Origin of the sequence: Pseudomonas sp. PDM15 (genome assembly GCF_014851565.1) — a bacterium.
In the GTDB taxonomy this organism is placed as follows: domain Bacteria; phylum Pseudomonadota; class Gammaproteobacteria; order Pseudomonadales; family Pseudomonadaceae; genus Aquipseudomonas.
This window is the reverse complement of sequence record NZ_JACVAA010000010.1, coordinates 38,805-64,820: the sequence shown is the minus strand read 5'-3', so window position 1 is coordinate 64,820 and position 26,016 is coordinate 38,805. Positions and strand designations below refer to the sequence as shown.

The 26,016-nt window shown below is 64.9% G+C and carries 23 protein-coding genes; 13 read left to right on the top strand and 10 right to left on the bottom strand.

Annotation, left to right across the window (positions count from 1 at the left end; all coding sequences use genetic code 11):
- Positions 1-133: 133 nt before the first annotated feature.
- The 4 genes from IB232_RS22675 to IB232_RS22660 all read left to right on the top strand — a co-directional run bounded on the left by IB232_RS22675 (position 134) and on the right by IB232_RS22660 (position 3,291).
- Positions 134-844 carry a histidine phosphatase family protein gene (locus IB232_RS22675; RefSeq protein ID WP_192400808.1) on the top strand — a complete coding sequence of 237 codons (711 nt, stop codon included), beginning with the start codon at positions 134-136 and terminating at the stop codon, positions 842-844.
- A gap of 61 nt (positions 845-905) precedes the next feature.
- Positions 906-1,220, top strand: coding sequence for an SCP2 sterol-binding domain-containing protein (locus IB232_RS22670; protein WP_137972692.1), 315 nt, complete (start codon positions 906-908; stop codon positions 1,218-1,220).
- A 211-nt stretch (positions 1,221-1,431) separates the two neighbouring features.
- A complete protein-coding gene (locus tag IB232_RS22665) occupies positions 1,432-2,499 on the top strand; it encodes a phosphotransferase family protein (protein ID WP_192400807.1) in 1,068 nt (355 codons plus the stop codon).
- A gap of 24 nt (positions 2,500-2,523) precedes the next feature.
- Positions 2,524-3,291, top strand: a complete 768-nt coding sequence (locus IB232_RS22660; RefSeq protein ID WP_192400806.1) for an SDR family oxidoreductase — start codon at positions 2,524-2,526, stop codon at positions 3,289-3,291.
- 60 nt (positions 3,292-3,351) lie between these two features.
- On the opposite strand, the gene IB232_RS22655 is transcribed toward IB232_RS22660, so the two are convergent.
- Positions 3,352-4,002 (bottom strand): hypothetical protein, encoded by a 651-nt coding sequence (locus IB232_RS22655; protein WP_192400805.1) that lies wholly within the window; start codon positions 4,000-4,002, stop codon positions 3,352-3,354.
- 100 nt (positions 4,003-4,102) lie between these two features.
- Between IB232_RS22655 and IB232_RS22650 the strand changes: the two genes are divergently transcribed.
- Together IB232_RS22650 and IB232_RS22645 are read left to right on the top strand one after the other, a co-directional pair.
- Entirely contained in the window at positions 4,103-4,879 is a 777-nt protein-coding gene (locus tag IB232_RS22650) for a TSUP family transporter (protein ID WP_192400804.1), read from the top strand.
- Between the two features lie 9 nt (positions 4,880-4,888).
- Positions 4,889-5,254: a glyoxalase superfamily protein gene (locus IB232_RS22645; RefSeq protein WP_192400803.1), complete on the top strand. Its 366-nt coding sequence runs from the start codon at positions 4,889-4,891 to the stop codon at positions 5,252-5,254.
- Between the two features lie 3 nt (positions 5,255-5,257).
- Here the strand turns inward: IB232_RS22645 and nudC are convergent, their stop codons facing one another.
- The 3 genes from nudC to IB232_RS22630 are packed head-to-tail and all read right to left on the bottom strand — an operon-like array spanning position 5,258 to position 8,593.
- A complete protein-coding gene (gene nudC / locus IB232_RS22640) occupies positions 5,258-6,091 on the bottom strand; it encodes an NAD(+) diphosphatase (RefSeq protein WP_192400802.1) in 834 nt (277 codons plus the stop codon).
- Positions 6,091-7,764, bottom strand: coding sequence for a ferrous iron transporter B (locus tag IB232_RS22635; protein WP_192400801.1), 1,674 nt, complete (start codon positions 7,762-7,764; stop codon positions 6,091-6,093). The genes nudC and IB232_RS22635 overlap by 1 nt, the downstream gene beginning before the upstream one ends.
- A 16-nt stretch (positions 7,765-7,780) precedes the next feature.
- Positions 7,781-8,593 carry a crotonase/enoyl-CoA hydratase family protein gene (locus tag IB232_RS22630; RefSeq protein ID WP_192400800.1) on the bottom strand — a complete coding sequence of 271 codons (813 nt, stop codon included), beginning with the start codon at positions 8,591-8,593 and terminating at the stop codon, positions 7,781-7,783.
- Between the two features lie 224 nt (positions 8,594-8,817).
- Here IB232_RS22630 and nhaB point away from each other — a divergent pair, with 224 nt between their 5' ends.
- Complete coding sequence (gene nhaB / locus IB232_RS22625) at positions 8,818-10,314, top strand: sodium/proton antiporter NhaB (protein ID WP_192400799.1); 1,497 nt, start codon at positions 8,818-8,820, stop codon at positions 10,312-10,314.
- On the opposite strand, the gene IB232_RS22620 is transcribed toward nhaB, so the two are convergent.
- The 5 genes from IB232_RS22620 to IB232_RS22600 all read right to left on the bottom strand — a co-directional run bounded on the left by IB232_RS22620 (position 10,298) and on the right by IB232_RS22600 (position 16,045).
- Complete coding sequence (locus IB232_RS22620; protein ID WP_192400798.1) at positions 10,298-11,647, bottom strand: amino acid permease; 1,350 nt, start codon at positions 11,645-11,647, stop codon at positions 10,298-10,300. The two genes, nhaB and IB232_RS22620, sit on opposite strands and share 17 nt — an antisense overlap.
- A 59-nt stretch (positions 11,648-11,706) precedes the next feature.
- A complete protein-coding gene (locus IB232_RS22615) occupies positions 11,707-13,959 on the bottom strand; it encodes an Orn/Lys/Arg decarboxylase N-terminal domain-containing protein (protein WP_192400797.1) in 2,253 nt (750 codons plus the stop codon).
- A gap of 127 nt (positions 13,960-14,086) precedes the next feature.
- A complete protein-coding gene (dnaQ, locus tag IB232_RS22610) occupies positions 14,087-14,830 on the bottom strand; it encodes a DNA polymerase III subunit epsilon (RefSeq protein WP_192400796.1) in 744 nt (247 codons plus the stop codon).
- Positions 14,823-15,278: a ribonuclease HI gene (rnhA, locus tag IB232_RS22605; protein WP_192400795.1), complete on the bottom strand. Its 456-nt coding sequence runs from the start codon at positions 15,276-15,278 to the stop codon at positions 14,823-14,825. The genes dnaQ and rnhA overlap by 8 nt, the downstream gene beginning before the upstream one ends.
- 8 nt (positions 15,279-15,286) lie before the next feature.
- Positions 15,287-16,045 carry a class I SAM-dependent methyltransferase gene (locus tag IB232_RS22600; RefSeq protein ID WP_192400794.1) on the bottom strand — a complete coding sequence of 253 codons (759 nt, stop codon included), beginning with the start codon at positions 16,043-16,045 and terminating at the stop codon, positions 15,287-15,289.
- A 73-nt stretch (positions 16,046-16,118) separates the two neighbouring features.
- Here IB232_RS22600 and gloB point away from each other — a divergent pair, with 73 nt between their 5' ends.
- Together gloB and IB232_RS22590 are read left to right on the top strand one after the other, a co-directional pair.
- Entirely contained in the window at positions 16,119-16,901 is a 783-nt protein-coding gene (gene gloB / locus IB232_RS22595; RefSeq protein WP_192400793.1) for a hydroxyacylglutathione hydrolase, read from the top strand.
- 94 nt (positions 16,902-16,995) lie between these two features.
- Positions 16,996-18,570, top strand: coding sequence for a LysM peptidoglycan-binding domain-containing protein (locus IB232_RS22590; protein ID WP_192400792.1), 1,575 nt, complete (start codon positions 16,996-16,998; stop codon positions 18,568-18,570).
- 47 nt (positions 18,571-18,617) lie between these two features.
- Here IB232_RS22590 and IB232_RS22585 read toward each other — a convergent pair whose 3' ends face one another.
- Positions 18,618-20,111, bottom strand: a complete 1,494-nt coding sequence (locus IB232_RS22585) for an HDOD domain-containing protein (protein WP_412547756.1) — start codon at positions 20,109-20,111, stop codon at positions 18,618-18,620.
- 141 nt (positions 20,112-20,252) lie between these two features.
- Here IB232_RS22585 and IB232_RS22580 point away from each other — a divergent pair, with 141 nt between their 5' ends.
- From IB232_RS22580 to IB232_RS22565, 4 genes are read left to right on the top strand one after another with little or no spacing between them, the layout of a single operon-like run.
- Complete coding sequence (locus IB232_RS22580) at positions 20,253-22,082, top strand: extracellular solute-binding protein (protein ID WP_192400790.1); 1,830 nt, start codon at positions 20,253-20,255, stop codon at positions 22,080-22,082.
- Positions 22,079-23,908 (top strand): extracellular solute-binding protein, encoded by a 1,830-nt coding sequence (locus tag IB232_RS22575; RefSeq protein ID WP_192400789.1) that lies wholly within the window; start codon positions 22,079-22,081, stop codon positions 23,906-23,908. Before IB232_RS22580 ends, IB232_RS22575 begins: the two co-directional genes overlap by 4 nt.
- Entirely contained in the window at positions 23,908-24,993 is a 1,086-nt protein-coding gene (locus tag IB232_RS22570) for a microcin C ABC transporter permease YejB (RefSeq protein ID WP_192400788.1), read from the top strand. The genes IB232_RS22575 and IB232_RS22570 overlap by 1 nt, the downstream gene beginning before the upstream one ends.
- Before the next feature lie 2 nt (positions 24,994-24,995).
- On the top strand, positions 24,996-26,015 hold the full coding sequence (locus tag IB232_RS22565; protein WP_137972672.1) for an ABC transporter permease: 1,020 nt from the start codon (positions 24,996-24,998) through the stop codon (positions 26,013-26,015).
- Position 26,016: the final 1 nt, after the last annotated feature.

The window sequence follows — 26,016 nt, the reverse complement described above, 5'->3', positions numbered from 1 at the left end:
TGCCGGCCAATCGCGACGAGCCGCGCGTCGGTCGTCTCTGGCGAATTCAAACAAGCGTATGTTTTTTCGTTGACAGAGGCCTAACTCCGGCCCTACCCTCGCGAAACTTCAACCCGCCGGGATCGACTGGGAAGTGGGCAGCATCTACCTGATACGACATGGCCAGGCCTCATTCGGTGCAGACGATTACGACGTGCTGTCACCGCTCGGCGTGCGTCAGGCCGAAGTACTCGGCGACCATCTCGCCCAGCTCGGCATCAGCCTCGATCGCTGCCTGAGCGGCAGCCTGCGCCGTCAGCAGCACACCGCCACCGCCGCCATGCAACGCTGCGTGGCCGCGGGTTTGCACGCTCCGGAGCTGGAGATCGACCCGGCCTTCAACGAATTCGATGCCGAGGCGGTGATCCGCAACCTGCTGCCGGCCATGCTGCCGGATGAGCCGGATGCCCTGGCCATCATGCGTAATCCCAAGGACAACCGCGCCGCCTTCCAGCATCTGTTCGCCCGCATCATCCGGCGCTGGGTCAGCGGCGAGTACGACCAACCCGAGCATGCCAGCTGGCAGGGCTTCGTCGATACCGTGCAGGGCGGCCTGCAACGTCTGCTGGAGCGCGCCGAGCGCGGCCACAATATCGCCGTGTTCACCTCCGGCGGCACCATCACCGCCCTGCTCCACCTGCTGACCGGTGTACCGGCCGACAAGGCCTTCGAACTCAACTGGCAGATCGTCAATACTTCGCTCTCGCGCCTGCAGTTCCGCGGCAGCGAGGCGACCCTGGCTTCCTTCAACAGCCGTGTGCATTTGGAGCTGTTGAAGGCCCCGGAACTCATCACCTATCGCTGAGTCCGGCCCACAGCGGCCCGTATAAGGCCGTCAGTAACCCTTGATAAAAAAGGATGAAACCATGAGCTCCGTTGCCGACACCATCAACACCATGAAGTCCAAGTTCAACGCCAGCGCTGCCGCCGGCCTGGACCTGGTGTTCCAGTTCAACATCGAAGACGGTGAGAACTACGCGCTGATCGTCAAGGACGGCACCTGCGACGTGCAACAGGGCGACAATGCCAATGCCAACGTCACCCTGATCATGGACAGCGCCACCCTGGCCGGTATCGCCAGCGGCGAAACCGACGGCATGCAGGCCTTCATGGGCGGCAAACTGCGCGCCGAAGGCGACATGATGCTGGCCATGAAACTGGCCGAGCTGTTCCCGGTATAAGCCCTCGGGCATACGCCGCAGAACGCAGAAAACCGGAGTCCTAGGGCTCCGGTTTTTTTTCGCCTGCCGTCGAGCATCGCGAGGCAATCAGGCCCCTTGATCGACAACCAACAGCCACATCTATAACGCTGTGCTTTGCTTGTTAGGGCCCGCGGGCAACATTAGATTAGCCAATGATTAGTGGCACCCATCATCATCAGAAGGGATAAGCATGACGCTGACAGACCAGTCCACCGGCATCCGCGAAGGCGAAGAGCTCGATGCCGCGCAGATCGACCCGTACCTGAAGGCGCACATCCCCGGTCTCACCGGTACGCCGCGTATCAGCCAGTTCCCCGGCGGCGCCTCGAACCTGACCTACCTGCTGGAGTACCCCGAGCAGGAATTCGTCCTGCGTCGCCCGCCGTTCGGCCACAAGGCCAAGTCGGCCCACGACATGGGTCGCGAGTACCGCATCCTCAACCAGCTCAACGCCGGCTTCCCGTACTGCCCGAAGGCCTACGTGCACTGCACCGACGAGTCGGTGATCGGTGCCGAGTTCTACGTGATGCAGCGGGTCAAGGGCATCATCCTGCGCAGCGACATGCCGGCCGAGCTGAACTTCAGCGCCGAGCAGACCAACGCCCTGTGCAAGAGCTTCATCGACAAGCTGGTCGACCTGCACAACGTCGACTATCAGGCCTGCGGCCTGGCCGACCTGGGCAAGCCGGAAGGCTATGTGAAGCGCCAGATCGAAGGCTGGAGTGATCGCTACGAGAAAGCCCTGACTCCCGACGCCCCGACCTGGGAGCCAGTCAAGGCCTGGCTGCGCGATAAGATGCCAGCAGACCACCACAAGCCGGGCATCGTGCACAACGACTACCGCTTCGACAACGTGATCCTCGACCCGGCCAACCCGATGCAGATCATCGGTGTGCTGGACTGGGAACTGACCACCATCGGCGACCCGCTGATGGACCTGGGCAACACCCTCGCCTACTGGATCGAAGCCGCCGACCCTCAGCCCATGCAGCTGATGCGCCGCCAGCCGAGCAACGCCCCGGGGATGCTGAGCCGCCAGGAATTCGTCGACTACTACGCCCAGCGCGCCGGCATCCAGATCGACAACTTCGACTTCTACTACTGCTACGGCCTGTTCCGCCTGGCCGGCATCGTGCAGCAGATCTACTACCGCTTCTTCCATGGCCAGACCAAGGACAAGCGCTTCGCCCAGTTCATCATGATGAACAAGCTGCTGGAGCAGGCTGCCCTGCAGGTCATCAAGAAATCCACCCTGTAACCCGGCTCAGACAAGGTACTCGCAATGTCCAAGACCAACCTGTTCGACCTCGACGGCAAGATCGCTTTCGTCTCCGGCGCCAGCCGCGGCATCGGTGAGGCCATCGCCAAACTGCTGGCCCAGCAAGGCGCCCACGTGATCGTCTCGAGCCGCAAGATCGACGATTGCCAAAAGGTCGCCGACGCCATCGTCGCCGACGGCGGCAAGGCCACCGCCATCGCCTGCCACATCGGCGAGATGGAACAGATCAGCAATGTGTTCGCCTTTATCCGCGAGCAGTTCGGCCGCCTCGACATCCTGGTCAACAACGCCGCCACCAACCCGCAGTTCTGCAACGTGCTGGACACCGACCTGGGCGCCTTCCAGAAGACCGTCGACGTCAACATCCGCGGCTACTACTTCATGTCCATCGAAGGCGGCAAGCTGATGAAGGCCAACGGTGGTGGCTCGATCATCAACGTCGCCTCGATCAACGGAGTTTCGCCGGGCGAGTTCCAGGGCATCTACTCGGTGACCAAGGCCGCCGTGATCAGCATGACCAAGGTCTTCGCCAAGGAATGCGCGCAGTTCGGCATCCGTTGCAATGCCCTGCTGCCGGGCCTGACCGACACCAAGTTCGCCTCGGCCCTGACCAAGAACGACGCCATCCTCAACGTCGCCCTGCAGCGCATTCCGCTCAAGCGTGTGGCCGCTCCGAGCGAGATGGCCGGCACCGTGCTGTACCTGGCCAGCGATGCCTCCAGCTACACCACCGGCGTGGCGCTGAACGTGGACGGCGGCTTCCTCTCCTGAGGATTCGCCGGACATGAAAAAAGGGACCCGAGGGTCCCTTTTTGTTTGCCTTAGAAAGACCTACTGCCAGTCCTTCAGCGCCTGCTCTGCGGCCTGGTTCATCGGCCTGGCCAGCAGTCCGGTGGGGCTGAGGCTCACGGTGAAGGCGGCGCCGTCTGCGATCGGTAGGTAGGTAACGCGCGCGGCCTGCGGATCGAACAGGAACAGGTCGCGCTGTCCCAGGCGCAGCCAGCGCCACAGGTCGATGCCATAGGGACTCTGCGCCAGCTGCACCTGGGCATGACGGGCACTCTGCTGCTGCTCGATGGCGAGGAAACGGCCGGAGAGCTTCTCCAGGCGGTAGCCGGGCTCCAGACCGATCAGCGCGGCCAGGCCCTTCCAGCCCAGCAGGCGAGCGTCCAGCTGCCACAGGTCGCCCTCCAGGGTCACCTCGCGCTCCTCGCCACCTTCCAGCAGGTTGACCCGGTAGCGCTGCGGGCCGTCGGCGGCGAAACTCAGGGTCACCAGCGGCTTGTCCTGCACCTGGGCGTCGTAGCTGCGCAGGTCATAGGCGACCACGCCAACCAGCAGCGCCAGGGCCAGGAAGGCCAGGCCGGCGGTGCCGCGCAGCCAGGCGAGGAACCAGTTGGGGGCGAACAGGATGCGGGCGGCGATGAACAGCGCCAGCAGGGCCAGCAGGCCGGTGAACCAGGCCAGGCCGTCGTACTGCATGCGTATGATTCCTTATACGAATTTTTCTCGGCATTATGCTCAGCAGCTGCGCGGCGAACCAGCAACGGCGCCGCACAATTGAACCCACTTCGAGTTTTTTATGCCCTTTCCCTTCGAGCTGGGAGTCGACCCGACCACCCTGCTGATCCTCGCCATCGTCGCCTTCACCGCCGGTTTCATCGACGCCATCGCCGGCGGTGGCGGCCTGCTGACCATTCCCGCCCTGCTCACCGCCGGCCTGCCGCCGCATCTGGTGCTGGGTACCAACAAGCTGTGCGCCACATTCGGCTCGGCCACCGCCAGCTACACCTTCTACCGGCGCAAGCTGTTCGCGCCGCGGCAATGGCGCAACGCGCTGATCGCCACGGCGATTGGCGCGGCGATCGGCGCGATCATCGCCCACTGGCTGCCGGCCGCCTGGCTCAACCAGATGCTGCCGGCAGTGGTATTCGGCTGCGGCCTGTACCTGCTGTTCGGCAAGACGCCGGAGACCCACGGCCAGCAGGACGCGCCCGTGGCCCAGGGTCGCCAATGGCCGCAAGGCCTGGGGCTGGGCTTCTACGATGGCGTGGCCGGCCCCGGCACTGGCGCCTTCTGGACCGTCAGCACCCTGCTGCTCTACCCCATGGACCTGGTGCGGGCCAGCGGCGTGGCGCGCAGCATGAACTTCGTCAGCAACGGCGTGGCCTTGAGCGTGTTCATCATCGCCGGCCAGGTCGCCTGGCTGCTTGGTATCAGCATGGGCTTGGCACTGATGGCCGGCGCCTTCTTCGGGGCACGCACGGCCATCAGCGGCGGCTCCAAGTTCATTCGCCCGGTATTCATCCTGGTCGTGCTGGCGCTGACCGCGCGCCTGGCCTGGCAGCACTGGTTCTAAGGAGTCGTCATGCAGCTGAGCAAAACCACCCCGATCCTGCGCATCTTCGACGAGGCCAAGGCACGGGAATTCTATGTGGAGTACTTGGGCTTTCGAGTCGACTGGGAGCACCGCTTCGCCCCCGGCATGCCGCTGTATCTGCAGGTCTCCCGCGACGACTGCGTACTGCATCTGTCCGAGCACCATGGCGATGCCTGTCCGGGCGCGGCGATGCGCATCGAGACCGATGCCCTGGACGCCTTCCACCAAGAGCTGGAGCAGAAGGGCTATGGCTACGCGCGGCCCGGTATCGAGGCCCAGCCCTGGGGCAGCCGCGATATGAGCGTGCGTGATCCTTTCGGCAATCGCCTGACCTTCACCGACGCCGTGGGCTGACCCTCAACGCGGCAGCTGTGGCTCCGGCCGGCCAAGGCGGCGGGCCACATAGAGATCGATCAGGTAGCGGGCGATGGAGCGGTGCATCGGCAGCGGCGGCAGCTGGTCGATGGGGAACCAGCGGGCGTCCTCGATCTCGTCGGCCTGCGGCACTATCTCGCCGCTGACGTATTCGGCGTGGAAACCAAGCATCAGGGAATGCGGAAACGGCCAGGCCTGGCTGCCCAGGTACTGCAGGTTGCCGACTGCGATACCGACTTCCTCGTGCACCTCGCGGGCCACGCACTCCTCCGCCGACTCGCCAGGCTCGACGAAGCCGGCCAGGGTACTGTAGACCCCGGATACGAAGCGCGGCGAACGGGCCAGCAGCACCTCGTCGCCACGGGTGACCAACACGATCATGCTCGGCGAGATCCGCGCGTAACTATCCAGGCCGCACTCGGGGCAGCGCATGCAGCGCTCGCTCGGCACCTGGCGATTGCGGCTGCCACAACGGCCGCAGAAGCGATGATTGAGATCCCAATGGCCGACCTGCTCGGCGAACGAGAGCATGCGGAAGGTCGGATAGTCGGCCTGCAGCATGAACTGGCGCAGGCCCTGCCAGAAGCAGCCGGGCATCTCCGCCGGCCGATCCAGCGCCAGCAGCCAGACCGGCTCGCCGTCGAAATGACCGAGGCCATGTTCGGCCAGCAGGGGCAGGTCCTGGCGCTTCAGCCATTCACGGGGGAACAGCACGCCATTGCCGTCGGCGAGGAAGCCCTGGGAGCTGCGCACCAGCGCCCAGCCCCCGGCCTGGGCATTATCCAGCGGGGGCGTAGTCTGCCAGCCGGAAGCCATCAGGGAGTTACCGACAGGCCAAGGGCACGCACGCTTTCCTCGGCCAGGTCGAGCACGCTCGGCGTGGTCTCGGGACGTAGCACGGCGCCGCCTTCGAGGTAGTACTCCAGGCTGCTGAGGGCATCGGCCAGGGTTTCCAGCATCTGCTCGGAAGGCATCTGCCGGGCATCGAGCATCTGCGTCTGGATGTAGTCGGCGCACAGGCCGATCAGCTTGGCCGCACGCTCCTGCCCGAGGAACCAGAGGCCGCCGCGCACCGCCTGCAGGCTGAACGGCACGTTGGCCAGGTGCAGCTTGTCGCCATTGGCTTCCAGGTAGGAGGTGATCGCCCGCTTGGCCAAGGCAAGACCGCCCTGCGCCTCGTCGACCACCACGATACGGGCCTCGACCAACTGGTGAGCGGCGAAGGCCTCGCCCTCGTCACCCGGCTGCACCGGCGCCGGACGCTGGTTGCGCTGCTCGCCACGCTCCAGGCTGGCGACCATGCTCTCCACATAGAGCACCGCTTCGGCCAGCTTGTGCAGGTCGGTATTGGCGGCGGGGCTGTTCTCGCCCCAGCCATTGACCACCGGCAACTGCACCTGCAGCGCATTGGCCGCCGAGCTGAGGCCGACCATGCTGAGCGTCTTGGCCAGCTTGCCGAGCAGCGCGTGCAGGTTGCCGAAGCTGTCCGGCTGGGCGGTGCCGCGCTCGATCAGGTCGAGCAGGTCCTTGACGCTGGCCAGCTCCTCGCGGATGGCGGTGGACAAGGAGCGCATCACGCCCTGACCGGGGCCGGACAGGCGCTGGTATTCCTCGTCGAGCAGGTGGTCGGTGAACGGCAGCGGGGTCAGGCCGAACACGTCACGCACGGCACTTGCCTGCGGGCCACGGCTGTCGGCCAGAGCCACCAGATAGAGCAGCTCCTTGAGCAGACTGCGCGGCGCCTCGTAGCTGCCGTTGGCAACCAGGGCCTGTTTGATCTCGCGATCCAGGCGCGAGAACAGCTGCTTGCGCGACTTGCGCGGCAGGAGCTGGCCGTCCAGCTGCGATTCCACGGCGGCGGCACCGGCCCAGTACAGGCGACCGGCCGGCTTGTCGACGAACAGACTGTCCAGTCGCCCCAAAGCGCGCAGCATCAGCTTGAGGCCGGCCTGCGGGTTGTCTTCGCGGATGAAGCCGAGCAAGCCGACCTGGAACATGTGGCGCAGGCGGCGCGCATCTTCGGCACTGGCGGCAGCCAGCGGCACACCGGCCGGACGCGCCTGGTCGAGACGCACGCTGAAGAAGAAGCTTTCCGGCAACGGCGGCTGGGCACCGGCTTGACGCAGATCGTTGATCGCCGGCAGCAGCAGCTCGGGCATTTCCTGGCGGCTGGCATCGACGTTTTCCAGATAGCGGCGCAGCACGTAGAGGGCGTTGCTCAGTGCCGCCAGCTGACCGTCGCGCTCCTCGCCGGCACCGGCGGGAATATCGGTGGCCTGTTGCAGCACTTCCTGGGCCAGCAGCTCGGCGCCGGCCAGTTCGATCAGATTGAGGGTGCCACGCACCTGCTGCAGGTTTTCCACGGCCTGCTGCAGCAGGCTGCCGTTGTTCCGTTCGGCAATGAACTGCTCGAGACTCTGTTCGGTCTCTTCCATGGTGGTGAACAACTCGTCACGCACCAAGCTCAGGGATGTCGCTCCAGTGACCATGGGTCTGATGAACCTCTCAGTCGGCGAATTCCGGTTTCTGCTTGCTCATGTGCGCAGCCATGGCCACGCGCAGATCGGCAGACTGCAACATCGCGCCATTCCAATTGGCGACGTACTCGAGGCCATCGTCGACCCGGTGGTCGCGCATGTAGCGAATCATGTGTTTGGTGCCGCGGATGGCAATCGGCGACTTGGCGGCGATCTCGCGGGCGATCTCGAACACGCCGGCCAACAGCTCTTCCTGGCTGGCGTAGGTGCGGTTGACCAGATTGATGCGCAGAGCCTCGTTGCCGTCGATGGTGCGGCCGGTGAAGGCCAGCTCGCGCATCATGCCGTCGCCGATGATACGCGGCAGGCGCTGCAGGGTGCCGACGTCTGCAGCCATGCCCATGTCGATCTCCTTGATGGAGAACTGCGCATCCAGGGTGCTGTAGCGCATGTCGCAGGCCGAGATCAGGTCGATGGCGCCGCCCAAGCAGTAACCCTGGATGGCCGCCAGCACCGGCTTGCGGCAGTTGTCGACGGCGTTGAACGAGCCTTGCAGCTGCAGGATCTTGCGGCGCAGGGCTTCGGCGTTACGGCCGACATCCTTGCCCAGGGCACTGCCGGCCTGGGCCAGCAGCATCAGGTCGATGCCCGAGGAGAAGTGCTTGCCGGCACCGGAGAGCACCACCACGCGGGCCTCGTCGGTTTCATCGACCCAGCGGAAGATCTCGATGATCTCCTCCCAGAAGTCGACGTTCATCGCGTTGACCTTCTCCGGGCGGTTGATCTGCACATGGGCGATCTTGTCGACGAGTTCGACGCGGAAAGCTTTGTATTCGGGCACGCAGATCATCCTCAAGGGCAAGGCGCACGGCAGCGCGCATAGATATGTTGTTTTGGAATCAATCGGCCCACTATAACAAGCACGAAACAAAAGTCGATGCTGGCCACTGTGACGCAGGACACGCTAGCAAAGCTAAGAAGATTTCTGACTATATCCGTTAAACGCTTGATCTTTTTGGAACTGACCCGGAATCTTCGTCCTTTTTCTTCAGGGGACAGACACCGATGAAGCGATCCTTGGCCGGCGCCCTCGCGCACAACTTCCTCGGCAGCTCGCCGTCCTGGTACAAGCTGACCATTCTCTTCTTCCTGCTCGCCAATCCGCTGGTGTTGTGGGCTGCCGGTCCGGTGGCGACCGGCTGGCTGCTGGTGGGCGAATTCATCTTCACTCTCGGCATGGCGCTCAAGTGCTACCCGCTGCTGCCCGGTGGACTGCTGGTGCTGCAGGCGATCCTGCTCGGCCTGGCCACGCCGAAGGCTCTCTACGAGGAACTGGCGCACAACTTCCCGGTGATCCTGCTGCTGATGTTCATGGTCGCCGGCATCTACTTCATGAAGGATCTGCTGCTGTTCCTGTTCTCCCGTCTGCTGCTCGGTGTGCGCTCCAAGGCGCTGCTGGCCCTGCTGTTCTGCCTGCTCTCGGCCTTCCTCTCGGCCTTCCTCGACGCCCTGACCGTCACCGCGGTGATCATTAGCGCGACCCTGGGCTTCTTCTCCGTCTACCACCGGGTCGCTTCAGGCCGCGGCACTCAGGACGAGGAATCCCTGGAGGCCGAGGCGATCGAGTTGCACCGCGAGGACCTGGAGCAGTTCCGCGCCTTCCTGCGCAGCCTGCTGATGCATGGTGCCGTGGGCACCGCCCTGGGCGGCGTGTGCACCCTGGTCGGTGAGCCGCAGAACCTGCTGATCGGCCACGAAATGGGATGGAGCTTCGCCGATTTCTTCCTGCGCGTGGCCCCGGTATCCCTTCCGGTATTGGCCGCCGGCCTGGCCACCTGTGTGCTGCTGGAGCGCCTGGGCTGGTTCGGCTATGGCGCCCAGTTACCGGCTGCCGTACGCCAGGTGCTGGCCGAGCATGCCCGCGCCAGCGATGCCCAACGCACCACAGAACAGCGTGCCGCGCTGCTGGTCCAGGGCCTGGCGGCCGTGCTGCTGATCATCGGATTGGCCCTGCATGTGGCCGAGGTCGGCCTGATCGGCCTGGCGGTCATAGTGCTGATCACCGCCTTCTCCGGTATCAGCGACGAGCACCGTATCGGTCGCGCCTTCCAGGACGCACTGCCGTTCACCGCACTACTGGTGACCTTCTTCGCCGTGGTCGCGGTGATCCAGCAACAGCAGCTGTTCACCCCGCTGATCCAATGGGTGCTGGCGCTGCCCACGGAGCAGCAGCCAGGCATGCTGTTCATCGCCAACGGGCTGCTCTCGGCGATCAGCGACAACGTGTTCGTCGCCACCATCTACATCACCGAGGTCAAGCAGGCCTTCCTCGCCGGCAACATGACTCGTGAGCATTTCGAGGCGCTGGCGGTGGCCGTCAACACCGGCACCAATCTGCCCAGCGTGGCCACGCCCAATGGTCAGGCGGCCTTCCTTTTCCTGCTCACCTCGTCGATCGCGCCGCTGATCCGGCTGTCCTACGGGCGCATGGTGTGGATGGCCCTGCCCTACACGGTGGTCATGGGTGGCCTGGGCTGGTGGGCGGTCAGCTATTGGTTGTGACGGACTCTCCCTGCACCCGGATGCGCCACTGGCGCCAGGTGTAGAACGGGATACCGACCATCATCACCAGGAAGCCCCAGAAGATCGCCCGCTCGCCGGTGCCATACAGCGCCCAGATGGAATAGAGAAAGGCGCTGCAGCCGATCCACAGTAACCGGCCGTTCTCGTGACGGCCGAAGTCGGTTGGGCGCACCGCCATCAGGTGCAGCAGCGCCGCGGCGCACAATACATAGGGCACCACGCCGGCCATGGTGCCGAGCAGAATGATCACGTTGAACACCTCGACTAGCTCGCCCTGGCCATTCACCAGCACCAGCAGAGTCACCAGCAGGCCCGAGATCAGCATACCGTTGGCCGGCACGCCGTTCTTGTTGGTGCTGCCGAGGATCGCCGGCAACAGGCCGTCACGGGCAGGCGCCATGGGAATCTGGCCCTGCAACAACACCCAGCCGTTGAGCGCACCCAGGCAGGCAACCACCGCACCGCCGGCGATGAAGTAGTAGCCCCAATCACCGAGCATCACCCGCGCCGCATCGGCGAAGGGTGCACTGGAACGGGCCAGCACTTCCGGCGGCAGGATGCCCTGCACTGCCGTGTTGGAGAGTATGTAGACGGTGGCGGCCACCAGGGTGCCGACCAGCGTGGCACGCGGAATGGTGCGGCGCGGATCGCGCACGTGCTCGGCCGGTACGGTGGCTGACTCCAAGCCAATGAACGACCACAGGGTCAGCGCCGCCGTGGTGGCGATGGCCTGCGCGTAGCCGCCGCCAGGCAACTGGGCCGGCTCGGGAATGCGCAGATACTCGGGATTGAAGAAGAACCAGCCGAGCAGACCGACCAGCAAAAGCGGCACCAGCTTGAGCAGGGTGAGGATGTTCTGCGTGTAGGCGAAGGACCTGATACCGCGCAGATTGATCAGGGTGCACAGCCAGATCGCACCGACCGCCGTGGTTACGGCCAGGACCGGGTCGCGCAGAATCGGCAGGAACACCTGCAGGTAGCCGACCAGGGTCACCGAGATGGCGGCGTTGCCGATCCAGGCGGCCATCCAATAGATCCAGGCACACAGGTAGCCGGCGAAGCTGCCGAAGGCGTCCCGAGTGTAGGCATAAGGCCCACCGGCAGCCGGATTGACCCGAGCCAGCCGCGAAAACGTCAGGGCCAGCAGCACCGCACCAACACTCGATACCAGCCAGCCGATCAGGCTCAGCCCGCCATAGGGCGTCAAGCTGGCGGGAAGTAGAAACACCCCCGAGCCGACCATGTTGCCAACCACCAGGGCGGTACAGGTCCAGAAACCCATCTCGCCCCGCGCGCCTTTGTCCTCAGCCATGATTTCCCCCGGTGGCGTGGCCGGCCTGCCCGCCACTCGGGGAAGTTACAGGCCGTGCGTTACTCCTTGATGCAATCCACTGTATAGCAGGCCTGCCCCGCCACTTCCTCCCGCTGCAGGCCGTGCACGTCGGCGTCGAAGCCGGGGAACTGGCTGTCGAAGGTACGGGCGAACTGCAGGTAGTCGATGATCGAGCGGGTCTCGGCGGTGAAGCGCTCGCCCGGCATGATCAGCGGAATGCCCGGCGGGTAAGGCACCAGCATCACCGCGGCGATGCGCCCCTCCAGTTGCTCGATAGGCACCGCCTCGACCTCGCCACGAACCAGCTGGTTGTAGGCATCGGCGGGCTTGATGGTCACCTGCGGCAACACCGTGTACATGCGTTTGAGCGCCTTGGCCGTGGCGTTCTCACGGTAGCAGCCATGCAGCTGATCGCACAGGTCACGCAGCCCCATGCCGGCGTAACGTGCCCCGCCCTCGCGGGCAATCGATGGCAGCGCATCGAGCAGCGGCACGTTGGCGTCGTACAGGCGCTTGAACTCCAGCAGCTCGGTGAGCAGGGTGCTCCACTTGCCCTTGGTGATGCCCATGGAGAACAGCACCAGGAAGGAATACAGGCCGGTCTTCTCTACCACCAGGCCGCGCTCCCAGAGGAACTTGCTGACCACCGCCGCGGGGATGCCCGCCTCGGTAAGCTTGCCGTCGGCGGACAGCCCCGGCATCACCAGGGTGACCTTGATTGGGTCGAGCAGCACGTAGTCCTCGGCCACATCGCCGAAGCCGTGCCAGTCGGCGTTGGGTTGCAGCAGCCAGTCAGTGGTCTGCACGCCCTCGCCGCCCGCCTGATCCGGCTGCCAGATGCTGAACCACCAGTCGTCCTGCTCCAGGTTCTGGCGCAGGTTGGCCAGGGCGCGACGGAAGCTCAGCGCCTCGTCGAAGGTTTCTTGGATCAGTGAGCGCCCGGCCGGGCCCTCCATCATCGCCGAGGCCACGTCCAGCGAGGCGATGATGCCGTACTGCGGCGAAGTGGAGATGTGCATCATGAACGCCTCGTTGAAGCGATCACGGTCCAGCTGGCGCGCGCCGCCGTCCTGCACGTGGATCATCGAGGCCTGGCTGAAGGCCGCCAGCAGCTTGTGGGTGGAATGGGTAGTGAACACCAGCGGCGAATGCTCGTCGCACTGGGTGCCCATGCCGTAGCGCCCTGCATAGAACTCATGGAACGCGGCGTAAGCGTACCAGGCCTCGTCGAAGTGCAGCACCTCCACCGAGTCGCCCAGGGCCTGCTTGACCATCTCGGCGTTGTAGCAGAGGCCGTCGTAGGTGGAGTTGGTCACCACCGCCAGCTTGACCTTGGGCGCGCGGCCGCGGGCAAGCGGGCTGGCATCGATCTTGGCCTGGATCGATTCCTTGCTGAACTCGGAAAGCGGAATCGGCCCGATGATGCCCAGCTCGTTGCGCTCCGGACAGAGGTACAGCGGAATGGCGCCGGTCATGATGATCGAATGGAGGATCGACTTGTGACAGTTGCGGTCCACCAGCACCAGGTCGTCACGACCGACCATGGAGTGCCAGACGATCTTGTTCGCCGTCGAGGTGCCATTGATCACGAAGAAGGTATGGTCGGCGCCGAAGTTGCGCGCCGCGCGTGCCTCGGCCTCGGCCAGCGGGCCGGTGTGGTCGAGCAGCGAGCCCAGCTCGGGCACCGACACCGAGAGGTCGGAACGCAGGGTGTTCTCGCCGAAGAACTGGTGAAAGGCCTGCCCCACCGGGCTCTTGCGATAGGCCACGCCACCGCCATGGCCAGGTGTGTGCCAGGAATAGTTGGACTGCGCGGTGTGCTGCACCAGCGCCTTGAAGAAGGGCGGCAGCAGGCCATCGAGGTAGTTGTGCGCGGCGCGCGCCACCTGGCGGGCGAGGAACGATACGGTGTCTTCGTACAGATAGAGGATGCCGCGCAGATGGTTGAGGTCGGCCATGGCCTCGGCCGGCGCGTTCTCGATGGTGACCTGTTCGCCCAGGGCGAAGATCGGCAGCTGCGGCGCGCGCACACGGGCGACGCGGATCAGCTCGACCATGTCCTGCAGCAGACGCTGGTTCTCCCCCGCCCCCTCGGCGGCCACCAGGATGCAGGCCAGGCCGTGATGGGTGGAGGCGACGATGCGGCCTTCGGCGGAGCTGGCGGTGGGCAGGATGGTGAAGCCGTCCTTGCCCAGCTCTTCGGCAATGGCGCGGACGCGTTCGCCGGCGACGGTATCGGCCTTGATGTCGCGGTGAACGATGAGGATGGGGAAGTTCAGGTCTTTATACATTGGAGGTTCCTGAGGGTGGTGCTCTCGGGCACCTATCCCCTCAGGTTAGAAGTTCGCCCCAACGGGCGGAACCCCCAGTGCGGAAGGCTGTAAGAAAAGGTCGCATTGGCCATACGACCGGTTCCGCTCAGCTCACAGGCTCCTCGGCCGGCGCGTCCATCTTGGCCCACAGCGACGGGCCGCCGGCGGACTTCTCGATGATCGCCAGGCGCGCCGCATGGGCGGCCAGCTCCTCGGCGCTGGCACGCAACACGCGGGTCAGGTTGCGACCCGGGTCCAGACGGCGGATCGGGCTGGGCAGCACGCGACCGGAGCCATCACCGCCCTCGCCAGCCAGCGACAGGTGGGTCTGGCCACCGGTCATGGTCAGGTAGACGTCGGCGAGAATCTCGGCGTCGAGCAATGCGCCGTGCAGGTCGCGACCGGAGTTGTCGACGCCATAGCGTTTGCACAGGGCGTCGAGGTTGTTGCGCTGGCCCGGATGGCGCTCGCGTGCCATCAGCAGGGTGTCGAGGATCGAGCAATAGTCGCTGACGTCGCTGCGCTCGCTCTGTCCGAGCAGGGCGAATTCGTTGTTGATGAAGCCGACGTCGAACGCCGCGTTGTGGATGATCAGCTGGGCGCCGGTGATGAACTCGAAGAACTCGTCGGCCACGTCCTTGAAGCGCGGCTTGTCGGCGACGAACTCGTTGGTGATGCCGTGGACCGCGATGGCACCCTCGTCGATCTCGCGATCGGGATTGAGGTAGACATGGAAGTGTCGGCCGGTCAGGCGGCGGCCTTCCAGCTCGACGCAGCCGATCTCGATGATGCGGTGACCATCGGTGACCGGCATGCCGGTGGTTTCGGTGTCCAGTACCACACTACGCATGCTTCATTGCCCTCACTTCGTCCACACCGCGGTTGGCCAGCTGATCGGCCTTCTCGTTGCCCGGATGGCCGGTATGCCCGCGCACCCACTGCCATTCGACCTTGTGGCGATTGACCTGCTCGTCCAGCGCCTGCCACAGGTCGGCGTTCTTCACCGGCTCCTTGGTCGAGGTCTTCCAGCCGCGCTTCTTCCAGTTCGGCATCCATTCCTGGATGCCTTTCATCACGTATTGCGAGTCGGTCACCAGGCGCACCGAGCAGGGCCGGGTCAGAGCGATCAGCGCGCAGATCGCCGCCATCAGCTCCATGCGGTTGTTGGTGGTGTTGGGCTCGCCGCCCCACAGCTCCTTCTCCGCGCCCTTGTAGATCATCAGCGCCCCCCAGCCACCCGGGCCGGGATTGCCCTTGCAGGCGCCATCGGTATAGATCTCGACTACTTCTTCGCTCATTGAATGCTCTAGTTATCCGAGTCGCGCCGGCTGACCTTGGCCACCGGCATCGGCAGCAGCTTGCCCATGCTGGCCCGCTGCACCGGCCGCAACGGACGCAGGCCGACCACCAGCTTGCGCGCCACCAGCAGATAGAAGCCGGCGCCCGGGGCCTGCAGACGACCGCCCCAGCGTTCCAGCCCGGCCAGCCGTGCCTGCCAGGCCGGCGCAGAAAGCGGCGGACGATAGCACCCGAAGCGGCGTTTCTCCAGCGCGAATCCCAGCAGGCTGAGCCAGTCCGCCAGGCGGCCGGGCGAGATGCAGCGGGCCTGGCGAAAACCATCGCGAGCGAAGTAATGACGCAGGTCCCAGGTGCTCCAGGGATTGACCCCGGTAACCAGCAGATAGCCGCCCGGGCGCACGCTGCGCGCTGCCTCGCGCAGCAGGCCATGGGGCGACAGGCTGAAGTCCAGGCCATGCTGCAGCACCACCACGTCGGCGGCGTGTTCGCCGAGCGGCCAGGCCTGCTCCTCGCAGGCGATGTGCACGCCGGCCAGCGGCGCACCCAGGCGCACATTGCAGCGAATCTGCGGCGCCTTGGGCGGCTCGGCCGCGGCCGGGCCGTAATGCACCAGGTAGCCACCGAAGTAGCGCGCCAGTTCCTCGTCCAGCGCCTGACGCTCTTCGCTCAGCAGCAGCTCGCCCAGCGGCGAGGCCAGCCACTCGCGGGCGGCGGCGGTCAGTTGCAGCCAGTCGGCATCGGCCTGGGCGAAGGGTGGTTCGCTCATCGGGACCTCCATGACACAAGCGGGACGTTGCCGATTAAGATGCGCCATTGCTCTCCAAATGGCGACCCCGCACATGTTTCAGATCGACGCCCTGCCCGCCTTCAGCGACAACTACATCTGGCTGCTGCAGGCCCCCGCCACCCGCCGCTGCGCCGTGGTCGACCCGGGCGACGCGCAGCCGGTGCTGAACTGGCTGGCCGCGCACCCGGACTGGCAGCTCACCGATATCCTCGTCACCCATCACCATCCTGACCACATCGGCGGCGTGGCCAGGCTCAAGGAAGCCTGCGGAGCCCGGGTCAGCGGCCCGGCGCGGGAGAACATCCCGGCCCGCGATCTGGCGTTGGATGATGGCGAGCGGGTCGAGGTACTCGGGCGCAGCTTCCTTATATATGCCGTGCCCGGCCATACGCTCGGCCATATCGCCTACTACCAGGCCGAGGAAGGCTGGCTGTTCTGCGGCGATACCCTGTTCGCCGCCGGCTGCGGCCGTCTGTTCGAGGGTACGCCGCAGCAGATGAACGCCTCCCTGCAGCGCCTGGCCGCCCTGCCGGACGCCACCGCCGTGTACTGCACCCACGAATACACCCTGAGCAACCTGCACTTCGCCCGCGCGGCGGAGCCGCACAATCCGGCGGTGGCAGCGCGCTTCGCCGAGGTCAGCGCCTGGCGTGCCAGCGGACGTATCAGCCTGCCCTCCAGCATCGCCTTGGAGAAGGCTACCAACCCCTTCCTACGCTGCGACGAAACATCCATTAAAGAAAAAATCGACGAGCGGAACGGCGCCCAGCAGCGCACGGCGGACGAGGTGTTCGCTTGCCTGCGCAGCTGGAAAGACCAGTTCAAGGTGGCCTGACAACTGACCGGAGGGCTGGTGAAAACTTGACCACCCCAGGGGGCATTCCTAGAATCCCCCCACTTTTTTTTGCGCCGACAGATGCTACCGACCGATGTTCTTATTACCTTTCGGAACCCTTGATTCAGCAGCGCTGACCCGGCGAGCGAAGGCTCTGGCGGTGCTTCTGTGCCTGGGTCTGGCAGGCTGTCAGAACATGGCGCCGAGCGACGACGATGGCAGCGATACCGACCGCGCCGTTGCCCTGCAGCAGGAGCCGGAATGGCTCAACGAGCCCGCCGAACCGCAAGCGCCCACGGATATCTGGGAGCGCATGCGCGACGGCTTCAAGCTGCAGGACGAGATCGGCATCAACCCGCGCATCGAGAACCAGCGTCTGTGGTTCGTCAGCAACCCGTCCTTCCTGGAAAGCGCCAGCGAGCGCGGTAGCCTGTACATCCACTACGTGGTCGAGCGTCTGGAAGAGCGCAACATGCCGATGGAGCTGGCGCTGCTGCCGGTGATCGAAAGCGCCTACAACCCCCTCGCCTACTCGCGCAGCCATGCCGTAGGCATCTGGCAGTTCATTCCCTCCACCGGCCGTCACTTCAACCTGCGCCAGACCAACTGGTACGACGGCCGCCGCGACATCACCGCCTCGACCAATGCCGCGCTGAGCTACCTGACCCGCCTGCACGACATGTTCAACGGCGACTGGCTGCTGGCCCTGGCCGCCTACAACGCCGGCGAAGGCACGGTGAGCCGCGCTATCGAGCGCAACCAGAAGCTCGGCCTGCCCACCGACTACTGGAACCTGCCGCTGCCGCAGGAAACCCAGAACTACGTGCCCAAGCTGCTGGCCCTGTCGCAGATCGTGCTGTCGCCGGAAGCCTACGGCGTGCGCCTCAACCCGATCGCCAACGAGCCCTACTTCGAGCAGGTGGCGAGCAAGCCGGGGCTGGATCTGGCCCGGGTGGCGGCCATGGTCGACATGGAAGAGGACGAGTTGGAGAGCCTCAACCCCGCCTTCAAGAAGGGCATCACCATGGACGGCCCGCAGCATCTGTTGGTGCCGATTGCCAAGGCCGAGCTGTTCAATGCCAACCTGGCACTGATGAAACCGCAGGAAGTGGTGCGCTGGCAGGAATACCGGGTGCGCTCGGGCGACAATCTGCACAGCATCGCCAACCGCTATCACCTGACGGTGAACACCCTGAAGGACGTCAACCAGCTGCGCAGCAACAGCCTGCGCGTCGGCCAGGTTCTCAACATTCCCGCCCAGGGTGGCCGCGAGCCTATGGAAGGCCTGCAGCAGGTGGCCAAGGCGCCGGCCAGCCAGCCGCAGCGCTACAAGGTGAAGAGCGGCGACAACCTCTGGCAGATCGCCAATGCCCACGGCGTTTCGCTCAAGGACCTGCAGCGCTGGAACGGCCTGAATGCCCGCAGCAAGCTGAGCCTGGGCCAGGTGCTGGATATCCGCGGCGGTAGCGGCGGTACCGGCAACTCGGTGGCTGCTGCGAAGAGCAATGCCCGGCAGAACGTGACCTATTACCGGGTCAAGAACGGCGACTCGATGTACCTGATCGCCCAACGTTTCAATGTCAACGTCAAGCATCTGCAGAGCTGGAACCCGCGTAGCGACAGCCGCGCGCTGAAGCCGGGGCAGACCCTGACCCTGTATCTCGACTGACAGAAGTCTTGCTCCATGAAAAAGGCCGCCTCAGGGCGGCCTTTTCGTCAGCGCTTGCTCAACGCCTCCAGGCAGCGCCCGGTGAGCTGGGTGAAGCGCTGGAAGGCAACGAACTGCTCGTGCTTGAGCGCTCGTCCGGACACCCGGCTGTCGGCATACAGCACGCCGATCTCGCGCGTGCCGGCCAGTAGCGGAGCGATGAAGAACATGCCCTGGCCGAGCATCTGACGCATGGGCAGGGTCACCAACTCGGCCAGGTTGTAGCTGGCCGGCACCCCCATCCACAGGGCCTCGCGGTTGCGTAGCGCATAGCTGAAGATATGCGGCTGCTCGGCCTGCTTGGCCGGCAGCTGGAAGTCCGTCAGCCACTGCTCGGTGCCCTCGCCCACCGCACGCTTGGCGCGGAAGGCGGTCTGTCCATCGGCCAACACGGTCAGCATCACCCGCTCCAGACCCGCGCCCTGGTGCAGGCCCTTGAGCAGGGTATCGAGGATCAGGCCGACGTCGCCCTTCTGGTTGACCATCATGCCCAGGTCCTGCAGCGCCTGCTGCAGCACCAGCAGGTTCGGCTGCAGCAGGCGCGCCTTGCGCTCCTGCTGCTGCAGCTTGATCTGTTCCGGATCGGTGTTGGGAATCAGCTTGCACAGCTGGCTGGCGCCGAAGGTGGCCGCCACCTCGACCGCCTCCTGGGCGCTCTCCAGCACCTGCTTGAGCGCGTCCTCAGCGCTGACCCCGGTGAACTCCGCCAGTTGCTCCACCAGCTTCTCCATCTCTGGTGAGTCCCAGCCCTCCAGCGCCGCCTCGCTGATCTTCACGCCGAGGCTGATGGAGCGCACCGCCGGGTCGTGCTGGTTGCCGCTGCCGTGGGCGAAGGTGGCCAGCTCGCCCAGGTTCCAGCTCTTCACCAGGCCCTGGGTGAGCTGGCGGAAGGTAAGGCCGAGCACCTCGCGCGTGACATCGTCCATCTCCACGCCCGGCTGCTCCAGGGCTTCGGCCAGCTCGTCGGCCTGCTCGCCACCACAGGCCCAGAAGGCCAGCTCGCCGACCGTGTGCAGCAGCGCGGCGATGAATACTTCTTCCTGGTTCTTGGTCAGCACGTAGCCGGCGATGTTGCGCGCCTGCACGGCGGCGTGGAACGAGCGTGCCAGCAGCATCTGCAGCTGCTCGCGCGGCACTCGGGTGAGCAGACTGTCGATCAGGCTGACCGACATGCCGATCAGGCGCACGTTGTCGAAGCCGATCAACACGATGGCTCGCGAAATGGTGCGGATGCTTTCCTGGGAAGGGTTGTAATAGACGCTGTTACCGACCCGCAGCACTTTGGAAGTAAGCGAGGCGTCACGCAGCAGCACATCGGCCAGCTGCTGCACCGAAGCCTTGTCGGCCTGCGACAGGCGATGCAGATCCTGCACCACGGCGGCGAGAGCAGGCAATTCGGCCTGATTCAAACGGTCTATCCATGCCTGTAACCCGATACTGCGTTCCGCCAAGGCAGCGACCTCTTTGCAATTTGCTTCAGTGTAATCAAATTGATGGCACATGCCCTGAAAAAGGCACTCTTTTTCCAGCGGATACAAGCTGTTACTGTACCCGACAGATAAACAAACGATGGCCAGGTGCGGGTTTCGACTCGTTCCTGAACCCATGGTCAGAAAGCCTCCCATGGACCGGATCCCCGCCCGATGCGACCCTTGCTCTCGCTGATTCTCGGCCTGGCCATGAGCTTTCCCGCCTTCGCGACCATCGACGAAAGCCATGGTTATGCCCAGTTCGGCATGCTCAAGTACCCGGCCAGCTTCACCCACTTCGACTGGGTCAACCCCGACGCGCCCAAGGGCGGCACGCTGCGAGTTATGGCCTATGGCACGTTCGACACCCTCAACCCTTATAGTTTCAAGGGCAGTAGCCCGTCGGCGGCGCCCAACTTCCTGCAGTACGGGGTGAGCGAGTTCAACGAACCGCTGATGGTCGGCACCGGCGCTTACGACCCTTCGGGCGACGAACCGGCCTCCAGCTACGGGCTGATTGCCAAGAGCGTCGAGTACAGCGAGGACCGCAGCTGGGTGGTGTTCAACCTGCGCGAGGAAGCCCGCTTCCATGACGGTCAGCCGATCACCGCGTTCGACGTCGCCTTCACCTACCGCACCCTGGTCAAGGACGGTCACCCGCAGTACCGCACCACGCTGCAGGAAGTGAAGCGGGTCGACATCCTCAACCGCCACCGCATCCGCTTCGTGTTCAAGCGCGCCGGCAATCCGCTGCTGATCCTGCGTCTGGGCGAGTTGCCGGTACTGGCGCAGCACTACTGGAAGAAGCGCGATTTCAGGGCCACCAGCTTCGATGTGCCACTGGGCAGCGGCCCCTACCGCATCACCCAGGTGGAACCGGGTCGGCGCCTGGTGTTCGAGCGGGTCAAGAACTGGTGGGGCGAGAAGCTGGCGGTGAACCGCGGCAAATACAACTTCGATCGAGTCGAGGTGGAGTTCTACCGCGACAGCAGCGTGGCGTTCGAGGCATTCAAGGCCGGCGAGTTCGACTTCTACATCGAGCACCAGGCGAAGAACTGGGCCAACGCCTACCGCTTCCCCGCCATCGCCCGTGGCGACGTGATCCGCGCCGAGATCCCGCACCAGATTCCGACCCAGACCCAGGCGCTGTTCATGAACAGCCGCCGCGACATCTTCGCCACACGCAAGGTGCGCGAGGCCCTGGGCCTGATGTTCGATTTCGAGTGGACCAATCGCGCCCTGTTCAACAGCGCCTACAAGCGCAGCCCGAGCTACTACCCCAACAGCGAGTTCGCCGCCAGCGGCAAGCCCGAGGGCGGTGAATGGCTGCTGCTGTCGCCCTATCGCGAGCAGCTGCCGGCCAAGCTGTTCACCCAGCCTTTCACCCTGCCCGCCACCGACGGCCGCGGCATTCCGCGCGAGACCCTGCGCAAGGCACTGGGCCTGCTCGCCGAGGCCGGCTGGAAACCTTCCGGCCAGCATCTGGTCAACGCCAAGGGCGAGCGCTTGCGCTTCGAGATCCTGCTGGTCAACCCCAACCTCGAGCGCATCCTCCAGCCCTACACCGAGAACCTGGCCAACATCGGCATCCAGGCCGACCTGCGCACAGTGGACCGCGCCCAGTACAAGCAGCGCCTCGACCAGTTCGACTACGACATGATCCTCATGACCCTGCCGCAGAGCCTCAGCCCCGGACTGGAACAGTGGCTGTACTTCCACTCCAGCCAGGCCAGCGTGAAAGGCGGCAAGAACTACGCAGGCGTGCGCCACCCAGTGGTCGACACCCTGCTCGACAAACTGCTCGCCGCACAGACCCGCGAGGAGCAGGTGGCCGCCGCCAAGGCCCTGGACCGGGTTCTGCTCTGGCAGCATTACAGCATTCCCAACTGGTACATCAATCACCATCGCCTGGCGTACCGCAACCGGTTCGCCTTCGTCACCACCCCGCCCTACACCCTGGGGCTGCGGGCCTGGTGGCTGAAGCCCACGGAGACCGTTCGATGAGCCCTACCCTGCGCACCCTAGGCGCCGCCCTGCTGATGCTTGCCGGCGCGGCCCAGGCCGAACCGCGCCACGCCATCACCCTCTACGACGAGCCGCCCAAGTACCCGGCGGACTTCAAGCACTTCGAGTATGTGAATCCGGATGCACCCAAGGGCGGTCTACTGCGCCAACGCGACATTGGCGGATTCGACAGCTTCAATCCCTTCATCCCCAAGGGCAACGCGGTAGGCGTCGGTCTGATCTACGACAGCTTGACCTATCACTCGCCAGACGAGCCCTTCACCGAGTATGGCCTGCTCGCCGAGAAGATCGACAAGGCGCCGGACAACAGCTACGTGCGCTTCATACTCAACCCCAAAGCTCGCTTCCATGACGGTACACCGGTGACCGCGGACGATGTGATCTTCACCTTCAACATCCTCCTCGAGAAAGGCGACCCAATGTACCGCCACTACTATGCCGACGTGGCGCAGGTGGTGGCCGAGGACAAGCTGAAGGTGCGCTTCGACTTCAAGCACAAGGACAACCGCGAGCTGCCGCTGATCCTCGGCCAGATCCAGGTGCTGCCCAAGCATTGGTGGGCCACCCGCGACTTCGGCAAGGGCGGCCTGGAGCCGCCTCTGGGCAGCGGCCCCTACCAGATCGGCAAGGTCTCGCCGGGCAGTTCGGTGCGTTTCGAGCGGGTCAAGGACTGGTGGGCCAAGGACTTGCCGGTTAGCCGCGGTCTGTACAACTTCGACACCATCCAGATCGACTACTACCGCGACACCCAGGTGGCCCTGGAGGCCTTCAAGGCCGGCCAATTCGACGTCAACCTGGAGTACTCGGCGAAGGACTGGAACACCGGCTACGACTGCCCGGCCCTGCGCGCCGGCAAGTTCGCCATGCAGGCGATCCCCAACCACAACCCGGCCGGCATGCAGGGCTACGTATTCAATCTGCGCCGACCGATGTTCCAGGACCGCCGGGTACGCGAGGCGATCGCCCAGCTGTTCGACTTCGAGTGGGCCAGCAAGCAGCTGTTCTACGGCGCCTACAAGCGCACCCACAGTTACTTCGAAAACTCCGAGATGGCTGCCACCGGTCTGCCCTCCGAGGCCGAGCTGAAGCTGCTGGAGCCGCTGCGCGACAAGCTGCCGCCGGAAGTCTTCACCCAGGAGTTCAAGCCGCCGGTCAGCGATGGCAGCGGCATCATCCGCGAGCAGAGCCGGCGTGCCTTCCAGCTGCTGACCGAGGCAGGCTACCGCATCGAAAACGACAAGATGATCGGCCCGGACGGCAAGCAGTTGGCCTTCGAGTTCCTCAATTTCCAGCCCAACCTGGAGCGGGTGATCCTGCCCTTCAAGCGTAACCTGGCCGAGCTGGGCATCGATCTGCAGATCCGCCGGGTCGATACCTCGCAGTACATCAACCGCCTACGCTCGCGTGACTTCGACATGACCTCGGCGATCTGGCCGCAGTCCAGCTCGCCGGGCAACGAGCAGCGCGAGTTCTGGCACTCCGCCAGCGCCGACAACCCCGGCAGTCGCAACCTGATGGGCCTGCGTGATCCGGCTATCGACCAACTGGTGGAGGGACTGATCCGCTCCGACTCGCGCGAGTCGCTGATCACCCATGCCCGCGCCCTGGACCGCGCGCTGCTGTGGGGGCATTACGTCGTGCCCAACTACTACGTGGATACCTGGCGCGTCGCCTACTGGCAGCGTTTCGGCCGCCCGGCCGTGACACCGCTGTACGACTATGGGCTGATGAGCTGGTGGCAGGAGAAGCCATTCAACGCCCCGCAGTCGGCCCCTGCCACCGAATCCTCGCAGGAAGCCGAGTAATGCTGGCCTATATATTCCGTCGCCTGCTGCTGATCATCCCCACCCTGCTCGGCATCCTGCTGATCAACTTCATTATCGTCCAGGCCGCTCCCGGCGGCCCGGTGGAGCAGATGATCGCCAAGCTGGAAGGCTTCGATGCTGCCTCCGGCGGTGCCACCGCACGGGTTTCCGGCGGAGGAGGCGAAGTCGCCGTGGCCGGCTCCAACTACCGCGGCGGCCAGGGGCTGGACCCGGAGCTGGTGGCCGAGATCGAGAAGATGTACGGCTTCGACAAGTCCGCCCCCGAGCGCTTCTGGCTGATGATCAGCAACTACGCCCAGCTGGACTTCGGCGAGAGCTTCTTCCGCGATGCCACGGTGATCGAGCTGATCCTGGAGAAGATGCCCGTCTCCATCTCCCTGGGCCTGTGGGGCACGCTGATCACCTATCTGATCTCCATACCCCTGGGCATCGCCAAGGCCACCCGCCACGGCAGCGCCTTCGATGTCTGGACCAGCTCGGCGATCATCATCGGCTACGCCATTCCCGCCTTCCTCTTCGCCATCCTGCTGATCGTGCTGTTCGCCGGCGGCAGCTACTGGGACTGGTTCCCCTTGCGCGGACTGACCTCGGGCAACTTCGACGAGCTCAGCCTGGGCGGCAAGATCCTCGACTACTTCTGGCACCTGGCCCTGCCGGTTACGGCACTGGTAATCGGCAACTTCGCCACCCTCACCCTGCTGACCAAGAACAGCTTCCTCGACGAGATCGGCAAGCAGTACGTGACCACCGCTCGCGCCAAGGGCCTGACCGACAGCCGCGTGCTCTACGGCCATGTGTTCCGCAACGCCATGCTGATCGTGGTAGCCGGCTTCCCGGCGGCGGTGCTGGGCATCTTCTTCGCCGGCTCGATGCTGATCGAGGTGATCTTCTCCCTAGATGGCCTCGGCCTGCTGGGCTTCGAATCCATCGTCAACCGTGACTACCCGGTGGTGTTCGGAACCCTGTTCATCTTTTCCCTGTTCGGCCTGGTGGCCAAGCTGGTGAGCGACCTGATGTACACCCTGATCGACCCACGCATCGACTTCGAAAGCCGGGAGAACTGAGAATGGCGCTCTCCCCCCTCAATCAACGCCGCCTCGCACTGTTCAAGTCGCATAAGCGTGGCTGGTGGTCGCTGTGGCTGTTCCTCATCCTGTTCGTGCTCAGCCTGGGCGCCGAGCTGATCGCCAACGACAAGCCGCTGGCGGTGCGCTACGACGGCGAGTGGTACTTCCCGGTGGTCAAGCGCTATGCGGAAACCACCTTCGGCGGCGAATTCCCGCTGCAGGCCAACTACAAGAGCCCCTATATCCAGGAACTGATCGCGGCGAAGGATGGCTGGATGCTCTGGCCGCCGATCCCCTTCAGCTACTCCAGCATCAACTACGAACTGCAGGTGCCGGCGCCCGCGCCGCCCTCGGCGCAGAACTGGCTGGGCACCGATGACCAGGGCCGCGATGTGCTGGCGCGGGTGATCTACGGCTTCCGCGTGTCGGTGCTGTTCGCCCTGGCGCTGACCCTGGCCAGCTCGGTGATCGGTGTCTTCGCCGGCGCCCTGCAGGGCTACTACGGCGGCTGGGTCGACCTGGCCGGCCAGCGTTTCCTGGAAGTCTGGTCGGGCCTGCCGGTGCTCTACCTGCTGATCATCCTGGCCAGCTTCGTGCAGCCGAATTTCTGGTGGCTGCTGGGCATCATGCTGCTGTTCTCCTGGATGAGCCTGGTCGACGTGGTGCGCGCCGAGTTCCTCCGCGGCCGCAACCTGGAATATGTGCGCGCGGCGCGCGCGCTGGGCATGGGCAACGGCGGCATCATGTTTCACCACATCCTGCCCAACGCCATGGTCTCGACCATGACCTACATGCCCTTCATCCTCACTGGCGCCATCGGCACCCTGACCTCGCTGGACTTCCTCGGCTTCGGCCTGCCGGCCGGCGAGCCCTCTCTGGGTGAGCTGGTGGCCCAGGGTAAGGCCAACCTGCAGGCACCCTGGCTGGGTATCAGCGCCTTCGCCGTGCTGGCCGTGATGCTCAGCCTGCTGGTGTTCATCGGCGAAGCCGCCCGCGATGCCTTCGATCCGAGGAAATGAG

What these genes read in the sequence shown, in the direction of transcription:
- IB232_RS22570 (WP_192400788.1), top strand. Translation starts at nt 23,908, where the DNA reads ATGCTGGCCTATATATTCCGTCGCCTGCTGCTGATCATCCCCACCCTG.
- IB232_RS22635 (WP_192400801.1), bottom strand. Translation starts at nt 7,764, where the DNA reads ATGGTCACTGGAGCGACATCCCTGAGCTTGGTGCGTGACGAGTTGTTC.
- gloB (WP_192400793.1), top strand. Translation starts at nt 16,119, where the DNA reads ATGTTTCAGATCGACGCCCTGCCCGCCTTCAGCGACAACTACATCTGG.
- IB232_RS22590 (WP_192400792.1), top strand. Translation starts at nt 16,996, where the DNA reads ATGTTCTTATTACCTTTCGGAACCCTTGATTCAGCAGCGCTGACCCGG.
- IB232_RS22600 (WP_192400794.1), bottom strand. Translation starts at nt 16,045, where the DNA reads ATGAGCGAACCACCCTTCGCCCAGGCCGATGCCGACTGGCTGCAACTG.
- IB232_RS22580 (WP_192400790.1), top strand. Translation starts at nt 20,253, where the DNA reads ATGCGACCCTTGCTCTCGCTGATTCTCGGCCTGGCCATGAGCTTTCCC.
- IB232_RS22660 (WP_192400806.1), top strand. Translation starts at nt 2,524, where the DNA reads ATGTCCAAGACCAACCTGTTCGACCTCGACGGCAAGATCGCTTTCGTC.
- dnaQ (WP_192400796.1), bottom strand. Translation starts at nt 14,830, where the DNA reads ATGCGTAGTGTGGTACTGGACACCGAAACCACCGGCATGCCGGTCACC.
- rnhA (WP_192400795.1), bottom strand. Translation starts at nt 15,278, where the DNA reads ATGAGCGAAGAAGTAGTCGAGATCTATACCGATGGCGCCTGCAAGGGC.
- IB232_RS22565 (WP_137972672.1), top strand. Translation starts at nt 24,996, where the DNA reads ATGGCGCTCTCCCCCCTCAATCAACGCCGCCTCGCACTGTTCAAGTCG.
- IB232_RS22575 (WP_192400789.1), top strand. Translation starts at nt 22,079, where the DNA reads ATGAGCCCTACCCTGCGCACCCTAGGCGCCGCCCTGCTGATGCTTGCC.
- IB232_RS22615 (WP_192400797.1), bottom strand. Translation starts at nt 13,959, where the DNA reads ATGTATAAAGACCTGAACTTCCCCATCCTCATCGTTCACCGCGACATC.
- IB232_RS22665 (WP_192400807.1), top strand. Translation starts at nt 1,432, where the DNA reads ATGACGCTGACAGACCAGTCCACCGGCATCCGCGAAGGCGAAGAGCTC.
- IB232_RS22670 (WP_137972692.1), top strand. Translation starts at nt 906, where the DNA reads ATGAGCTCCGTTGCCGACACCATCAACACCATGAAGTCCAAGTTCAAC.
- IB232_RS22585 (WP_412547756.1), bottom strand. Translation starts at nt 20,111, where the DNA reads ATGTGCCATCAATTTGATTACACTGAAGCAAATTGCAAAGAGGTCGCT.
- IB232_RS22655 (WP_192400805.1), bottom strand. Translation starts at nt 4,002, where the DNA reads ATGCAGTACGACGGCCTGGCCTGGTTCACCGGCCTGCTGGCCCTGCTG.
- nhaB (WP_192400799.1), top strand. Translation starts at nt 8,818, where the DNA reads ATGAAGCGATCCTTGGCCGGCGCCCTCGCGCACAACTTCCTCGGCAGC.
- nudC (WP_192400802.1), bottom strand. Translation starts at nt 6,091, where the DNA reads ATGGCTTCCGGCTGGCAGACTACGCCCCCGCTGGATAATGCCCAGGCC.
- IB232_RS22645 (WP_192400803.1), top strand. Translation starts at nt 4,889, where the DNA reads ATGCAGCTGAGCAAAACCACCCCGATCCTGCGCATCTTCGACGAGGCC.
- IB232_RS22620 (WP_192400798.1), bottom strand. Translation starts at nt 11,647, where the DNA reads ATGGCTGAGGACAAAGGCGCGCGGGGCGAGATGGGTTTCTGGACCTGT.
- IB232_RS22650 (WP_192400804.1), top strand. Translation starts at nt 4,103, where the DNA reads ATGCCCTTTCCCTTCGAGCTGGGAGTCGACCCGACCACCCTGCTGATC.